This is a genomic window from Cerasicoccus sp. TK19100 (assembly GCF_027257155.1).
GTDB lineage: Bacteria > Verrucomicrobiota > Verrucomicrobiia > Opitutales > Cerasicoccaceae > Cerasicoccus > Cerasicoccus fimbriatus.
Window position 1 is genome coordinate 83,409 of the sequence record NZ_JAPWDU010000010.1, and the last position, 16,550, is coordinate 99,958.

General features: G+C 55.8%; 14 protein-coding genes. 4 read left to right on the top strand and 10 right to left on the bottom strand.

Going from position 1 to position 16,550, the window contains the following annotated elements:
* Positions 1–2 precede the first annotated feature (2 nt).
* From O3S85_RS20415 to O3S85_RS20425, 3 genes are read left to right on the top strand one after another with little or no spacing between them, the layout of a single operon-like run.
* Positions 3–1,148: a DegT/DnrJ/EryC1/StrS family aminotransferase gene (locus O3S85_RS20415; protein ID WP_269543030.1), complete on the top strand. Its 1,146-nt coding sequence runs from the start codon at positions 3–5 to the stop codon at positions 1,146–1,148.
* 12 nt (positions 1,149–1,160) lie between these two features.
* A complete protein-coding gene (locus O3S85_RS20420; RefSeq protein ID WP_269543031.1) occupies positions 1,161–2,159 on the top strand; it encodes a Gfo/Idh/MocA family protein in 999 nt (332 codons plus the stop codon).
* Between the two features lie 3 nt (positions 2,160–2,162).
* Positions 2,163–2,738, top strand: a complete 576-nt coding sequence (locus tag O3S85_RS20425) for an acyltransferase (RefSeq protein ID WP_269543033.1) — start codon at positions 2,163–2,165, stop codon at positions 2,736–2,738.
* Between the two features lie 3 nt (positions 2,739–2,741).
* On the opposite strand, the gene O3S85_RS20430 is transcribed toward O3S85_RS20425, so the two are convergent.
* Genes O3S85_RS20430 through O3S85_RS20445 form a run of 4 tightly spaced genes read right to left on the bottom strand, consistent with a single transcriptional unit; the run spans position 2,742 to position 7,223 of the window.
* A complete protein-coding gene (locus tag O3S85_RS20430; RefSeq protein ID WP_269543034.1) occupies positions 2,742–4,160 on the bottom strand; it encodes a lipopolysaccharide biosynthesis protein in 1,419 nt (472 codons plus the stop codon).
* Positions 4,157–5,287 carry a dTDP-4-amino-4,6-dideoxygalactose transaminase gene (rffA, locus tag O3S85_RS20435; protein WP_269543036.1) on the bottom strand — a complete coding sequence of 377 codons (1,131 nt, stop codon included), beginning with the start codon at positions 5,285–5,287 and terminating at the stop codon, positions 4,157–4,159. Before rffA ends, O3S85_RS20430 begins: the two co-directional genes overlap by 4 nt.
* A gap of 8 nt (positions 5,288–5,295) precedes the next feature.
* Positions 5,296–6,201, bottom strand: coding sequence for a formyltransferase family protein (locus tag O3S85_RS20440; protein ID WP_269543037.1), 906 nt, complete (start codon positions 6,199–6,201; stop codon positions 5,296–5,298).
* Positions 6,198–7,223, bottom strand: a complete 1,026-nt coding sequence (locus O3S85_RS20445) for a TDP-N-acetylfucosamine:lipid II N-acetylfucosaminyltransferase family protein (RefSeq protein WP_269543038.1) — start codon at positions 7,221–7,223, stop codon at positions 6,198–6,200. Before O3S85_RS20445 ends, O3S85_RS20440 begins: the two co-directional genes overlap by 4 nt.
* Positions 7,224–7,421: 198 nt before the next feature.
* Between O3S85_RS20445 and O3S85_RS20450 the strand changes: the two genes are divergently transcribed.
* Positions 7,422–8,540 (top strand): glycosyltransferase family protein, encoded by a 1,119-nt coding sequence (locus O3S85_RS20450; protein WP_269543039.1) that lies wholly within the window; start codon positions 7,422–7,424, stop codon positions 8,538–8,540.
* Here O3S85_RS20450 and O3S85_RS20455 read toward each other — a convergent pair.
* The 6 genes from O3S85_RS20455 to O3S85_RS20480 all read right to left on the bottom strand — a co-directional run bounded on the left by O3S85_RS20455 (position 8,516) and on the right by O3S85_RS20480 (position 16,511).
* A complete protein-coding gene (locus tag O3S85_RS20455) occupies positions 8,516–9,610 on the bottom strand; it encodes a glycosyltransferase (protein WP_269543040.1) in 1,095 nt (364 codons plus the stop codon). The genes O3S85_RS20450 and O3S85_RS20455 overlap by 25 nt on opposite strands.
* Before the next feature lies 1 nt (position 9,611).
* Positions 9,612–10,859, bottom strand: coding sequence for a glycosyltransferase (locus tag O3S85_RS20460; protein ID WP_269543041.1), 1,248 nt, complete (start codon positions 10,857–10,859; stop codon positions 9,612–9,614).
* Entirely contained in the window at positions 10,852–12,498 is a 1,647-nt protein-coding gene (locus O3S85_RS20465) for an ArnT family glycosyltransferase (RefSeq protein ID WP_269543042.1), read from the bottom strand. The genes O3S85_RS20460 and O3S85_RS20465 overlap by 8 nt, the downstream gene beginning before the upstream one ends.
* Entirely contained in the window at positions 12,495–14,132 is a 1,638-nt protein-coding gene (locus O3S85_RS20470) for a hypothetical protein (protein ID WP_269543044.1), read from the bottom strand. Before O3S85_RS20470 ends, O3S85_RS20465 begins: the two co-directional genes overlap by 4 nt.
* A gap of 32 nt (positions 14,133–14,164) precedes the next feature.
* Positions 14,165–15,901 carry an ArnT family glycosyltransferase gene (locus tag O3S85_RS20475; RefSeq protein ID WP_269543046.1) on the bottom strand — a complete coding sequence of 579 codons (1,737 nt, stop codon included), beginning with the start codon at positions 15,899–15,901 and terminating at the stop codon, positions 14,165–14,167.
* A gap of 265 nt (positions 15,902–16,166) precedes the next feature.
* The gene (locus tag O3S85_RS20480) at positions 16,167–16,511 is read right to left on the bottom strand and encodes a type II secretion system protein (protein ID WP_269543048.1); all 345 of its coding nucleotides are present in this window, start codon (positions 16,509–16,511) and stop codon (positions 16,167–16,169) included.
* Positions 16,512–16,550 lie beyond the last annotated feature (39 nt).

The window sequence follows — 16,550 nt, forward strand, 5'->3', positions numbered from 1 at the left end:
TCATGAAACCGACTCCAGTTCCTCTTCTCGATTTAGGCGCGCAAAACCACCCGCTCACCGCGGAATTACGCGCTGCATTTGACCGCGTGCTCGACCATGGGCGCTTCATCCTTGGTGACGAGGTGACCGCCTTTGAAGACGCCACGGCCGAGGCCCTCGGTGCCAAGCACGCGATCGGCGTCAGCTCCGGCACCGACGCCCTGCTGCTGGCACTGATGACGCTCGACATCGGCCCAGGAGACGAAGTCATCTGCCCAAGCTTTTCCTTCTTTGCCACCGCTGGCGTGATCTCCCGCCTGGGTGCCACGCCCGTCTTTGCCGACATTTGCCCGGACACCTTTAACCTCGACCCCGAGTCGACGGCCAACCTGATCACCACCAAGACCAAGGCGATCATTCCCGTGCACCTCTTCGGCCAGTCCGCCGACATGGACGCACTGATGACCATCGCCCACGACCACAAGCTGCACATCGTGGAAGACGCCGCGCAGGCCTTTGGCGCGGCCTATCGCGACAAGGCTCTGGGCACCATTGGCGACTTCGGCTGCTTCAGCTTTTTCCCGAGCAAGAACCTCGGCGGCTTCGGCGATGGCGGCCTGGTAACCACCAATGACGACGCCCTCGCCGACAAGGCCCGCATCCTGCGCGTCCACGGCTCCAAGCCCAAGTATTACCACGCGATGATCGGCGGCAACTTCCGCCTCGACGCCCTGCAGGCTGCGCTGATCGCCGTGAAGCTGCCGCACCACGCGCAGTATAGCCACGCCCGCGCCAATAACGCCGCTTACTACCGCGAGGCCCTCGCGCCGCTGGCCAACAAAGAGTCCCTGGTGCTGCCCTACACGCTGGAGCAAAACACGCACATTTGGAACCAGTTCACGCTGCGTCTGCCCGTACCCGAAGGTGCTGAAGAGCTACCCCGCGACGCGCTGAAGAATCACCTGAACGAGCGCAACGTTGGCGCGGAAATTTACTACCCGGTGCCGTTCCATCGCCAGGAGTGCTTCGCGCATTTGCCCAAAGCGATCTGCCCGGAATCCGACAAGGCCGCGAGCGAGGTGATCAGCATTCCCGTTTACCCGGAGCTCACCGAAGAGCAGCGCGAAGCCGTCGTCGACGCCGTCCGCAGCTTTTTCGAAAACCGTTAATCTTATCTGACCATGAGCCTGCCAAACATAGCAGTCATCGGCTGCGGCTACTGGGGCAAAAACCATGTCCGCAATTTCGAGGCGCTTGGCGCGCTCAAGCTCGTCTGTGACGCCAGCGAAACTGGCCGCCTGAAGGCAAAGGAACTCGCACCCAATGTCGAGGTGAGCGACGATCCGCTGTCGGCCTTTAAGCGCGCTGACATCGACGGCGTTGTCCTCGCCACGCCCGCCGAAACGCATTGCTCGCTCACCCTGCTCGCACTGGAGCACGGCAAGCATGTGCTCGTGGAAAAGCCGATGGCGCTGACCTACAGCGAAGCGCTCAAGATGGCCGACGCTGCCGACCAACACGAACGCGTGCTGATGGTCGGCCACCTTCTGGAATACCACGCGGCGTTTCTGGAGATCAAGCGGCTCATCGCCGAGGGCGCGCTCGGCAAGCTGCAATACATTTACTCGCACCGCTTGAACTTTGGCAAAATCCGCGTCGAAGAGAATGCCCTGTGGAGCTTTGCTCCGCACGACATCGCCCTGATTCTCCGTCTGACCGGTCAACCTCCGCTGGAGGCGACCTGCGTCGGCGGCAATTACATCACGCCAAACCTGGCCGATGTCACCACCTCCACCATGCTCTTTTCGGGCGGGGTGCGCGCGCACATTTTCGTGAATTGGCTCAACCCATTCAAGGAGCAAAAGCTGGTCATCATCGGTGATAAAAAGATGGCCGTCTTCAATGACACCGAGCCGGTGGAAAAGCTCGTCATCTACGACCAGCATGTCGAGTTCGACGGAAGACTGCCGGTGCTCGCCAAGGCCGAACGCGAAGTCATCCAGCTACCCGAAAGCGAGCCGCTCCGCGCCGAATGCAGTGAGTTTCTGGACTGCATCGCCACTGGTCGCAAGCCACTTACCGATGCCCGCAGCGGCGTAGACGTGCTCCGCGTATTGCAGGCCTGCCAAGTCTCTCTGCAACTCAACGGCCGCCCCACCGCGCTCAGCGATATTCATTAAATCATGGCAGACTATCAGGCACATCCCTCGGCGATTATCGACGACGGTGCCGTCATCGGCAACGACACCCGCATCTGGCATTTTTGCCACATTAGCAGCGGTTCCACGATCGGCGAAAAGTGCAGCTTTGGGCAGAACTGCTTCGTCGCGCCGGAGGTCACCATTGGTAACGGCGTGAAGGTGCAAAACAATGTGTCGCTCTACACCGGCGTCATTGTGGAGGACGACGTGTTCCTCGGCCCATCGTGCGTGCTGACGAATGTTTTCAACCCGCGCTCCGCCGTCTCCCGCAAACACGAATACTGGCAAACCCTAATCCGCCAGGGTGCCACCATTGGTGCGAATGCCACCATCGTTTGCGGCACTACGATCGGCTGCTACGCCTTCATTGGCGCGGGCGCGGTCATCACCAAAGACGTGCCAGACTTCGCGCTGATGACCGGCGTGCCTGCGCGCCAAACCGGCTGGATGAGTCGCCACGGCGCCAAGCTAACCTTCGACAGCGAGGGCCACGCAAGCTGCCCGGAAAGCGGCGAGGAATACACCTTGGCAGAAGGCAGCGTCGCTTTAGCCGTTTAACCTTCAACTAAAGCGTCGACGCGCCGCGCTCATCCCCCATTGCAGCGCCACACGGTAAATTGGCCAAAATAGCGCCAGGCATAGGAGCAGGCCGACCAACCATACGAGGTAGTACCACCCACCCAACTGCGGCCCCATCCACACTGCCCAGCTCGCAGCAACGAGGCCAGCCAGCGTGACGCCATACATTTTCCGCCGTGGCAGCGGACGCCAAACACGACAGGAAAACTCCGTGCGCAGCATCAGGAAAAACCAAAAAGAAATCGCCGTGGCAACCGCGGCCCCCGACGCACCAAAGTGAGGGATCAGCAAGAAATTCAATCCGACATTGAGCAGCATTGCGGCAACGCCCGCTGCCATCGCAAAGCCCGTCCGTTTGGATAGATTCACGCCGACCACGCTGACCTCCGATAAAATATACATCAGCGGATAATAAAGGCAGGGCATCAGCAGAAACTGGACGGACGCATACTCCGGCGGCAGTAAAAACAACACCAAGCCGGACAGCAAACCCGCCAGGCAAAACATCGCCGCCACCGCAGCCAGCACGAATTCGCCGACAGTGTCGACACGCTGCAAGTCGTCCCCCGCGGCCGCCCACTTATAAACGGTTGGTGCCCAGACGGTGGAAAACACGCGGTGCAACACCGCCGCAGCCGAAGCCAACATAACCGCTACGCTGTAAATGCCCAGCTCATCGAAGTTGGACATGCCGCGCAGCAGATAGCGGTCAGCCGCAGTCAATCCCCAGAAACTCACACCCCCGACCACCAAAGGCAGCCCATAGCGAATCATTTCTCCCAGATTCAAAAAGGGCCCGGGCCGCACTGCTTGCAGCCACTCAGTTCTTGTTAACAAAGCCACCCAAACAAAAGCCGCCAACAAAGACATCACGTAAGCGCTCAGCAGTGAAATAAGGCCCGCTACCCCACTGGCAAACACGATGCCCAGCACCACCAGCAAATAGACAAGCCGCGGCACGAACTGCGAACCGCTGTAGGCCAACGCACGCTCTTCCATTCGCAGCACCAGCGCCAGAAAATAGGCGATAAAATACACGACCAACGCCACCACTAAGAGCAAAGATAGCCACGAAGACTGCTGCCCGAACAGCCACAAGTCCATCGGCAAGCCCAACAGCAATGCGCCTCCGAGCACTGCCAACAGTAGCGCCAACCCTGGCCCCAATGATGTGCGCAGCAGCGCCACCTTATCCCGCGCTTCATGGTACTCACGAACGTAGGCCTGATCCAGGCCCAGCCCAAAGAGCAACACGGAGAAATTAGCCGTTACTTGTAGCAGGCTCAATCGCCCGATATCCGCCTCACTAAAATAACGCGTAACCAACGGCAACGAGGCAAAACCCAGCAAGATTGATCCGACTGGGCCCAGCGCAAATTGCGATATCTTTCGAGCGTTCAAGAATAGAATTGGCGGATGTGTCCAATGACGGCGTCCAAATGCTCATCGGCCAACCCATGATAGATGGGCAGTCTTAGCAGACGCTCGCTTTCGGTGGTGGTGTGTAAATCTTCACCGTGGAATCGGCCATACTTCACACCCGCCTTCGAGCTGTGCAGCGGCACATAGTGGAACACTGCCATGTAGCCCTTATCCCGCAAGTAGCCAATCAACTGGCGGCGCTCCTCCAAATCGCGGCACTTCAGGTAGAACATGTGAGCGTTGTGCTCCACGTTATCCGGTATTTTCGCAATGCTGATCTTACCGGCTTCATCGATTGTGCTCAATGCATCCCGGTAGCGATTCCATTTGCGCAAACGGACGTCCGTTAACTCCTGCAGTAATTCCAACTGGGCATACAAGTAGGCGCATTGAAGCTCCGACGGAAGATAGCTGCCCCCAATGTCCACCCACGAATATTTGTCAATGAACCCACGGAAAAACTGAGCGCGATTGGTTCCCTTCTCACGAATGATCTCTGCCCGCTCGATGAAACGGGCATCGTTGATCAGCAAAGCGCCACCCTCTCCACCGCTGGTGCAGTTTTTCGTTTCGTGAAAGCTGAAAGCCCCGAGATGGCCAATCGTGCCCAGCGCGCGCCCGTCAACTTTCGCCGCCACCCCCTGCGCGGCATCCTCGACCACGATCAAATCGTGCCGCTGAGCGATGTCCATAATCGCATTCATGTCGCAACCTACGCCTGCATAGTGCACCGGCACGATGACGCGCGTCTTCTCAGTAACCGCTGCTTCAATCAGCTCGTGGTTAATATTCATCGTGTCCGGCCGGATGTCCACAAACACAATTTGCGCACCATGCAGCGCAAAAGCATTGGCAGTGCTGACGAACGTGTAGCTCGGCATAATCACCTCATCGCCCGGCTTAATACCCGCAAGGATCGCTGCCATCTCCAGAGCTTGCGTGCAAGACGGCGTCATCAACGCCTTGCTGCAGCCCAGCTGTTCCCCCAGCCAAGCTTCGCATTTTTTGGAGAAAGGTCCGTCACCAGATAGATGCGGACTGCGCATCGCCTCGATAACATAGGCATCTTCCCGGCCGGTATAGGGTGGTTTGTTAAAGGGGATCATCACAGTCGTCATCGTTGGGGAGCACGGGTGAACCGCGTGCGAAAGGGTAGCTCGGCAGTGGGAACATCTTCATCCTCCACGCGAGCGCACTCAATACAAAGCAAGCCCGACCCGCAAATAACAACCGGCTTACCATTCCGGCGGAAGATTATTTTCCCGAGATGCTCTGACCGCGATTCCACCACGACATCATCTAGCACAGCCGCCTTCAAAATTCGCACCGAACGCTGACCAGCATACGTCAGCGCGCCAGCATAGGGCGAACCAACGGCGTCAATAAATCGCCGGACTTCTGCGGCATCCCGGCTCCAGTCGATCAGGTAATCCGCTTCGTCGCGCCATAGGCTATAAGTTGCGTTACTTTCGATTTGCGGCGTCGCGCACAGCGGATTCCCCGCGATCAATGAGGAGCCGACCTCCAACGCAATTTCCACATACAGCCCGGAAATGTCTGAGATGGCCTGAGCGATGGTTATCGGATAGGACACGGGCATTCGTTTCTGCGCAATAATCGGACCCGTGTCATACTCTTCACTGGCCAGCAAAGCGGTTACGCCGATTTCGTTTTCGCCGTTTATCAGCATGTTCACCAAAGGCGCAAAGCCACGGTATTTGGGCAATGGAGAATCATGCAGCACAATCAGCCCATCGGTGTTGGCAATCATCCAGCGCCAGCCAATGGCAAAGCGGTAGTCAACTGTGTGAGCCAGGGCGTCCTCATCAAACTGACTGCGTAACGCATGCCGCACATGGTGGCGATTACAGGCATCCTGAATCTCCGAAGAATAGTCGTTTTCCACGTGCTTATCAGTGCCGATACAAACAAACGCCACAGGCTCCGGGCCAAACTCTTGTAAGAATCCTTCCAGGACTCGCAGTCCCTTTTCACCCATCAGATAGAAGCCGAGGTTCATAGTGCACTGGAGAATATTTGTTGCCATTGCTCGCGTAGTCGCGCTTCGGAAAATGAGTCCGCGATGATTGCTTGATTGCGTGCAGCCGTTGCCTCGGGAATGGGATCGAAATCCATGTCATCCAAGGGGTAAACTGTCACGCCGAGCTTTTGAAAAAGGCCCCAGGGAGTAATCGTTGTCCGCAGGTAAACTTTTTTACCATAGCCCAATAGGCTGATGATGTTGCCCATAGCCTGCTGGCGGTCGTTGGCAAACACAGCGACATCCACATCTCCCAGCATGCTCAGGTATTCATCGAGCGGCATGAAATCCCGCATAGCTCGGAAAGCCTCAGGATACTTTTCCCGCCCGATTGCCTCAATGCGGTCCGCGTAATCAGGATCACCGTAGGCCAGCGGGCAGATCAACTTATCCATTTTCAGCCCATGGCTCTTCATCAAAGCCAACGCCTCCTCGTGGCGATTGGACGCCGTAGCCGAATTGCCCAGTAACACTGTTAGGCGGGTGTCGGTTTTTTGCGGCAAATCGCGACGCGAAAAAACATTACTGGGGTACATGATACAATCACACAGACGCCCACGCGCTTGATAGCGGGTTTGCGCGTGCTCGAAGTCACCCGGGATATAGGTCAAGAGATGACCCATGCCCTTGATCACGCGTCGGCGCATGGCTTCAATAAAACGCGAGTGCTCCAGGCCAGATTGTTCAGGATAAAGATCGCCCCCCCAGACAACCCAATAGCAGCGCTCCAATAACCACGGGCACATGCCGAGCGCCAATATCATTCTGGCCTTAAACAAACCGTGGATGATGATCTTACGCGCCTTTCTGGATCGTGCAAAAAACTCAAGCATCCAGCGGGCACCGGGAGGCTGAGAATGTGAAATGCCGGTAGCTTCCAAAGGCTCGCCGCCCAAGCTGAGATAATGATGGCTCCCCGTGTCGAAATGATCTTCCAGGAACTTAAAATAGCGGGTCAGGAGTGGCCCGTTCAAACCGATATGTAGTATCTCGGAAGACATAAAGAATCACTGGTCGCAGCGGGAGCCCAGCTCGTCCACAAAGTTTGCTCTGACGACATGTCGAGGCAAGCTGTTTCTCGCCCCGTGCCAGCGCACATGCCAATATTTACAGTTGTCTTGCAAGCCCCCGTAAACCACATTGCCAAACCGATGAGGCGAGACTCACATGCGACAAAACCCAGACAATAAACAGCGCCTATGAAGGTCCTGAGTATCGCCATCATGAAAGGCCTGCCAGCCGGCGTCTATCACCAGATGCAGCACGAGCATGCGGTGGCGAGTAAGCTGCAGAATGTCACTTGGCATAACCGGGTATTTACGACGCACCCCCCCTTCCCTGAAGCTGCCCACGAGCCGTTCATCGAGGTGGTTGCGCCTAGCTATGGCAAGTTCACACCGCTACTCCGCTACGAACTGGATCGGGCAGTATACACCTACCTGCGAAAGCATCACCAGGAGTACGACCTCATACTTTTTCGCTACGAAAAAGGCGATCCGCTCCAGTATCTATTCTTCAAGAATTTCCCAAACATACTCACCGTGCACCACACGCTTGAGCTGGAGGACATCAAGCAACTACATGACATTTACCGCCCACTGCGCATCTTCGTCGAAGCGAACCTGGGGCCACGCTTACTGCAAAAAACCATTGGGCTGGTCGGCGTAACCCAAGAGATCGTCGATTACGAGAAACAGCGTGTCGGCCGCTATGATGCGCCCACTTTCGTTTTGCCCAACGGCATCGCAATGGACTCCGTCCCCCTTTGCTCCGATGAGCGCAGTGGCGCACCGAAGTTTGTCTTCGCGGCATCCGACTTTCATGACTGGCACGGCGTCGACGAAATGATTAAAGCCTTCCACCAGCATCCTGGAGATTTTGAACTGCATCTCACGGGCCGCCCACAGGAAAAGCACTGGCAACTGCGCGAGGGTGATGAACGCATTAAAATGCCCGGCATGCTCAGCCGTCAGGAGCTATATGCGACCATGGCCAAATGCGACGTGGGCCTAGGCTCCTTTGGACTGCATCGAAAAAACATGCGCGAGGCCTGCACCCTGAAAGTCCGTGAATACCTGGCCGCCGGGCTTCCGGTTTGGTCAGGACACCGCGACACCGGGCTTCCCGCCGACTTCCCATACTATCGCGAAAAGCCCCTGGAGCCGAAACAGCTCATTGATTTCGCAATGACTGCACGCGCTGAATCACGAGAGAAAATCCGCGCAGCAGCCGCCCCTCATATTGAAAAAGCCGCGATCCTACAGCGCTTCGCCGATCAGTTGAATCAGACATATCAAGCCAAGGCTAACTCTCGATAACGCAAGGCCACACGGCTCACGTCAAACTCCTCGGCACGCTTCATCAGCGCCCCTGCATCCCATTGGCGATCCAGCACCTCCACCATACCCCGCGCCAACGCTTCCGGGTCATCGACATCGGTCAGAACTCCAAACTGTCCTCCTGCTAGAATTTCCCGAGGACCGCTCCGGCAATCACAAGCGACAATCGGCTTCCTCAGCGCCATGGCCTCCAACAACACCAGTGGAAACCCCTCCCAGCGCGACGACAAAGCAAAGCAATCAGCGCGGGCCACAAAAGGAAACGGGTTATCCTGTCGTCCAAGGAATAGAACGTCATCCTCCAGGCTCAGGGATTTAGCTAACCGCTGATGCTGTTCCAGCAGTTCCCCATCGCCCAATAGCCACAGGTATGGTCGCTTTACTTTGTCCTGCAAAGCTAATGCCTTCAGCAACACATCGAAACCTTTCTGAGTAGCCATTCGCCCGGAACCCACCACGACTTTTCGTTTACCAGGATTCGGCAACTCAACGGGCAATGCCGCTTTACACCGTATATCTGCGACAGGGATTGGCGGCGGAATGAAGATGGTGCGGCGATCATCCAGACCAATGCCCTCAACTAGATACTGCCTAATTTCTTCCGACACCCCGACCACTCGATAGGCACGTGGCATCAACATCCGCAGCAAGCACTCCTTGACCAACCGCTCACCGGGCTTTCCGGTTCGCTTCAGCTTCTCGTCTAGATGGTTGTGCACCGTCGCGATCGCACGAGTCGCACCGCCACACCACACGTTAACCAAATTGATGTGATTAATCGCGGAAAAAACTGCGACGGGCTTCTCCTTCGAAAGCCATGACTGATAACGCGAAGGAAGTGACAGCATGGAGCCACCCAAGCACGTGACCTGCACACGCTCGTGCATTGCCGGCGAACAACTGCCGCCTGGCTCATGAACCGCTAATACGATCCGCAAGCCAGCGTCTTCAGCCAGCTCATTCATTACCCGTACCATTGCCGTTTCCGTTCCGCCATGGCGTAGCCAGGGAAGAGAGAAGCCAATGGTTGTTGTCGACGATTCGCTCATACTACTCCTTTCCCCCTTCGAAATTGCGCAAGACGCGGTCATAGACACCAAGGAGTTTTCGGGTAACGACCTCGGGGCTAAACTCCGCATCATATCGGCGGCGGGCCTGCGTAACGCATTGAGCTCTAAACTTTGCATCGCAAAGTATTTGTGTTATGGCCGACGCGAGCGCATCCACATCTCCCGGTTCGACCAAGAGCCCCGTCTCGCCTTCGATGATCATATCCGGGATGCCCCCGCAACGCGTAGCAACAACCGGCAAACCTGCCGCCATCGCCTCAGCAAACACCAACCCCTGCGCCTCTACCCATCCGTTCAATGGCTTCGATGGCCCAACAAACATATCCGCCACTGACATATAATTCGCCAACGCTTCACGCGACTTCCAACCAGCGAATTCGATACGCTGGGCGGCACCCAACTGCGACGCCTGCGCTTCAAACTTAGAGCGATCTGCGCCCTCACCAATGATAACCAAGCGCCCTGCATTGTCATCCAACTTGGCGAATGCCGAAATCAGGTCGGCCACGCCCTTCTCTTCAATCAAGCGCCCCGCAAATAAAATCAACGGCGCACCTGCATACTGTGACCGCAACCGGGCAACGCCATCCGCTGCTGGCTTGCCTACATTCGGGCTCGCGGGCACCCGGTGGATACGCTCAGGCCGCGCACCCAAGCGAATCAATGCAGCTTCCGTCGCCGAACTATTAGCGGTAAGTGCGTCCACCCCGCTGACAACGCGACGCTTCAACTTGCCATACAACCCGCCCTCCTTGAGGCCAAAGACGTCATTACCATGACTCGTTGCCACCACTGGCAAGCAACCGTTGTAGAGCGCCGTCAGCCCCTGCGGCAGTAGCGAATGCGCATGCACGAGATCGTATTGCTTTGTATGGCAAAGCTTACGGGTCGCATGAATTTGCGCGATCATCATGAATGGCAGCTGCCACTTACGCTGAGGATGATTACGTAGCTGGACCAGCATGCCGCCCTCGTAAAAAAGCCCTTGCCAGCGATGTGGCCAAACATACGGAAAACGGATCACCGTGACCTTCCCCCACTGTTCATTCCATGCCGCGCCATGACAATGCGGCGCAAGCACCGTCACCGCCCAACCCGCGTCAGCAACGGCTTCCGCCTGCCGCAACACGAACGGCGGCGTATCATCACCCGACCAGCGCGGAAATACCGACGTGCTCATCAGCACGCGCCGCGGTTTCGCTTTTGCGGTTTGGTCGGCTTTATTCATTGTCATCCATTCGCGTTACGCGGGCAAAGACGACACCGTCGCGTTCAACTACGCCTACCGTTACTCCCGGCAGCATGTCGGCAAACCCAAATCGTCGAATACCCAAGTAGTAATCCGGGTTCGCGTCCGGATCGACGAGCTCAAAGCCTTGCGGCAAGAACAAGGCGACCATTGCAATCGGCGGTTGGGCAACCGCTTCAAAGCGTTCGAAAATTTTCCCTTTGGGTGGCAGCATTGCCACGCGGATTGGCGGCTGCATACCTTGTTGCTGCACATCGGCCAGCACAATGTCCATGGCATCCCGATACGCCGTGCCCCAATACTCGACATCAAACTCATCCTGCACCGTTTCAATACCGCCCGACATCCGGTTGTAGTATGTATATTGATAGGGATGCAGACGGATGTTTTCCCAAACAGTAACCATTGCGAAAGCCACACATAAGGCGACCCAGGCATACCCCAGCATGGCGGACCTTTTCGATAACTCGCGCCAGAGCCAGTCAATCGCCATGGCCAACAACACCGCCAATATCGGCAGGATGAACAACACATGTCGCAATCCATCGTAGACAACCGCATGCTTGTAAATGATGTAGGCCACAGGAAACACCGCGGCAAATATCAACGCCGCCACCACCGCATGTTCTCGCCCATAGCGAGTCGGTGCCAGCACGCGTCCCTTGGTCCACACCAGAGCCAGCAACAATGCCAGCACAATGAAGAACCACATATCCGGCAGTCCCATCACCAGCATTGTGGGCAAGTAGTCCCTTGGAATTTCGCCCGCACCAAGCAACTCGCCCCGAAAAAGAGCCATGCCTTCCCAACCAAAAGATGTCACCGTGGACAGCGTGTCGGCGGTGGCACCAAAGGGATTGCGGTGAGCATTGGGCCAGAAAGCCAGCAGTATGAGAAAGGCTGGAATTGCGGCGATCGCGATCCAGCGAATCAAGCGCAAGGTCTCCGCCATCAGCACCGGAATGCCATAGCCTTTTTGCCGCCACTGGTAGAGCGCCTGCAAGCCCAGGAACAGGCCCGCATAGCAAAAAATCAAAAGCCCGCCAATGCGCACCGACAAACAAGCACCAGCAGTGAACCCAAAGACCAACGCCGTCCGCCAATCCAATTTGTCCGGACGCCCAACCACTCGAATCAATGCCCAAAGCGCCAGGCAGAACAGTGCCGCAAAAGGCATGTCTTTCGGGTTGATAAACATGTGGCCCCAATACTTGGGCGCAATCGCCAGCAGCATCGCTGCGATTAGCCCCACGGCCGGGCCACGAATATTACGCCCCATTAGGTATACGCCCAGCAAACCGGCAAAGCCAAATACCGCGACGCCAAGATGCCCCGTGCCCACAATGCCAAAGGGCAGGATACGCCGGGCCACAGCGAGACTCAGATCAAAGAAGCCCGGGTAGTGATCGCTCCCCGACCGCAGCTCGGCGGCACGCTCGGTGTCCCCACTAAACAGCGCCTCGTAATAATCATATTTTCGTTCGCCACCCTGCCAGCGAAAATACTCATCCCAGCTGACGCCATAGTCATCAAAAGTCATGATGATCAGCCAGGCTACGATCATGAAAAATCCCGCCGCCGCATACCCCAAAGCCCGATGATACTTTGGACTGCTCATGGGTTGGCCCCTCCAGGTGCCGGGGCAAAGGATTTGATCACGGCGAGGCGCACGCCGTCGCGATGAATCTCAACGACAGGTTCGCCGCCACGCATTTCGTCATAGCCATTGCGGGCTATCGCGATGTAGAAGTCCGGTGCCGGTAATTCATGGCTACGCACCAAGACGATGTTGTCGCCCAGAAATGGCTCCACCAGCGAGGGAGGCGGAATCACCGGCTTACCGAAGCGCGCGACAACGTCCTCCAAAGGCGGCTCCATAGTAATGCGCCAAGGCTCTTCGCGAACGGGTAAATTTGCTCTCAGCGTTTCCGTAGCCTCGCGGAATGATGTGCCCCAGTAGTCCGTTTCAAAGCGTTGATTCGCGCCCGCGACACCACCCGAAAGGCGGTTGTAATAAATGTATTGGTAGGGGTGCAGCGTAGCCATGTCGATCAACGTCCAAATGGCCAGCAAGCTTGCCGGCACTAGCCAGACCAAGCCAACCCGAGCTGACCAGCGGTCTTTAAACCAACGGTAAGCCGCCGTTGACGACATTGCCAGTAATGCTGCGGCGGGTGGAATAATGAACAGCACGTGGCGAGCCCCATCATAAACAATTGATTTGCGAATCAGGATATAGGCCAGCGGAAAACACACGGCAAACACGACCAATAGCACGCTCCAACGGGTGAACCATTGCCGCAACAGATTACGCACATTGGCAGCCAAATAAACCAGACAGCCGAGCGCCAGCCACCACCATAGATCGGGGGCAGTGCGCGCGAGCATCGCAGGCAGGTAATGTCGCGGCAATTCATCGGCCGCATAGGACTCTCCCGCAAAGAGTATTTGGCCCGCCCAACCGAACTGCGAAACTTCCTTAATTGAATCCACCGTGCTGCCAAAAGGATTCTGATGCGCATTGGGCCAGAAAACAAGCAGCAGCAACAACGCAACCGTCGAGGCACCGGCTAGCCAGCGCGCATTTTCCCACAGCTGCCGTTTAAAAGTCAATGGGCCGAGAACGAGTCCGTTGACCACCAATTGTGCCCCGAGGAACAGCGTGGCATAACAAAGCAGAAGCAAGCCACCAACCCGGACCGACATGCACACGCCCGCCAGCAAACCAAAGAGCAGCATCGAGCGCGCGTTGCGGGCATCAGTTTGCAATACCCTGGCCAAGGCCCACAGCCCCCAAACATAGGCGGCGGCAAACGGGATATCCTTTGGATTAAAAAACGAATGCCCCCAGTATCGAGGATACAGCGCGATCAAGATTGCCGCGAGCCATGCCGCATGCCAGCCGGACAACTGACGCGCCAGCATCATCGCCCCAGCAATACCCAGCAAACCAAAAAACGCACACCAGGCATGACCGACAAGGTAGTCCGGTGCAGCACTTACTTTGCGATACAAAGCTAATGGCAGATCGAACAAGCCAGGGTAATGATCGGTCTGTTGCCGTAGCGCGGCCGCTTGATTTAAGTTACCCGAAAAAAGTGTCTCGTAGTAGCGCAGCTTCGCATCCCCGCCGGACCAGCGAAAGGTTTCATCCCAGCTAACACCGTAATCGGAAACCGTAAATGCCATCACCAAACCAATCACAACAAGCGTGAGCGCAGAGAGCAGCTTAATTGGCGTCTTGGAATTCACGGTTTAGCCATTTCGCAGAATGTCGAGTACCGCTACTTCGGCAGAACCTCACTCAGACGAGCCTGCTGAATCTTTTGGAAATACAGCACTTGGTCGCGATTTAAATCTTTGATTTCAAGCGGCTCGGGCTCCTCCACCATTCCCTCGGGAATGTTCGCCTTAATATCTGTCACCCGCAGGACTCGCATCAGCACGACTCCGTTAAACGTCTTCTCTTCGACTAATTCAGTCACATAGTCGTCGTCCAAAAAGGTATCGGCATCACCGCGGATCACTCCTTGGCGGATGTCCTTGGTGTAGAATTCGAACGCGTAAAGATTGTCGAACGTTTTGTATTTGAGATGAAATTTGAGCAGCCCCTTTTGCTGGCCAGCTTCCACAATCGATATGGCTGGCACCTGATGCGTCACCCATAAACCCGGGCGGTCGATCACGAGGTTATATTCATCCTTGTGCCGCTCCATGAATTCGCGCTGCCACTTGGTGATCTGGCCAGGAATATACTCTTGAGTAAACATATCCTTGGCGTTTCGAGGTGCCACCTCCGTAAGCAACACCAGCAAGGAAAGCGCGATCGCGATGCGCAGGGCGAATTCCTTCTTGAACAATTCGCCGATCACGAGGACTCCTGGAAAAATTAACAGCAAGAGAATGGGGAGTGCGAGACGACGAGTAACGGTGTCATCAAAGTCCCAGAAATAAAGCAGCAAAATGACAAGCAGCATCACAACACCCAACCCGCTGAGGACCAGCGCCAGAATCGCAGAACGCATGGGCCCGGGTGTGCGCAACTCATGCAGTAGCACAATCAGCAACAGGACACAGCCAATCACGCCAAAGCAAGAGAGGAAAAATGAAACCGGCTGCTGATGCGTCGTATCAAAAAACAGTGTGGTAGCCTGGAACACATTTCGTGGGACAAACTCCAACCCAAACGGTGAAGTGGCCCCCTTCGACACCAGTTGCCAGGAAGCTTCCGGATCCTGCTCGAAGATGCGGTGCAACCAAGGCACGGGGAGCAGCAGGATAGGCGTCAGGTACAAGCCAAACGAAAACACCACTTTTCCCGCGCGCAGATAGCCAATGATGATCCCCAGCGCAATGGGCAGCACAAACAGAGCCGACTCGTAGCGCGTATTGGCGAGCAAAACAGTAGACAAACAAAGCAGGCTCAGAAAAACGGGCTCCTGACGATTGAGAAACAGATACGTCGCCAAAAAGGTGAATAAGATCAGCAAAAAGTTTAGCCCTTCAAATCCACCTCCATGGCAACACAGGTTGAACATAGGGAAGCAGGCCAGCAGCACCATCGCCAACAAACCACCGAGGCGGTTCGTTAAAATCGTCCCCAACGCATAGCAAATAGCCAGCGTTATCGGAATCAGCGATAGGTTGAAGTAGAGGGCATTCTCGGGGCGGTAGCCAAATAGATCGTGCACCAGCGAGATCAGGAAGGGAAAAAGCACCGGCCGTTTATCGATGAAGCCTACATCGAGTGGCAAAAAGACGCCATTGATGTCGTAGCCCCGCAGCGGATTCATCGCGACATTGTCATAGTGCAATCGCATCGATGTACCGAGCAGGTTGATCTCGTCCATCATCACCTTGAAGCCGATTTCCTGGCTCGTCCAAAGGTAGCCCGTTAGAGCAATGAGCGTTAGCCAAAAGGCCCAACGGCAATTGATACGATACCACGAAACAAGCTCGGTTCCGTGTACCCTAAGCACCAAATAAACCGAGGTGCCAAAACTGACCACGGCGGCCAGCATGAAATAGTAGCCCCAATGCTTGACCATGAGGACCGACTTCGAGGCGTCAAAATGCAGGAAGCCGAAGTAAATGCTCATCAACCCCAGCAGCGCAAACAAGGCCAGACGTATTAAGTCAGGCTTCGATTGCAGGGAGTTTCCAACCAGTGCCGAAATTGCGGATTTCATTAATGGCCGAGAGTTTGCAGAATCAAAAACGCGCTGTCAGCAAACAAAACGAGCCGTCCATAATGGACGGCTCGTTGAAAAATATTTAACTAACGAATTAGTAAGTGAAGACAACGGTCATACCACCGGTGGTACCAGCACTGATGGTGCCGCCGTTTTCAAGAACGGTGATAGCGGTGTAGGTTTCGTCAGCAACTGCGGAGATCTCGTTGAAGTAATCGCCTTCGAGTTGTGCGTAGGTAGCTTGAGTAACACCTTCTTCGAGGATGTACTGCTGACCAGCGGAAGCGATTTGGCGAAGGTTGTTGGTGATTGCCTTTTCGCGGGATTGCTCACGAACCTTTTGGAACGCTGGAATCGCCATAGCGGCCAAGAGACCGATGATGACAACCACGATCATAATTTCGACGAGTGTGAAACCCTTTTTGGACTTGGTATTCATGATATTCAGGTGTTGATGATTTATTATATATATTAGTCG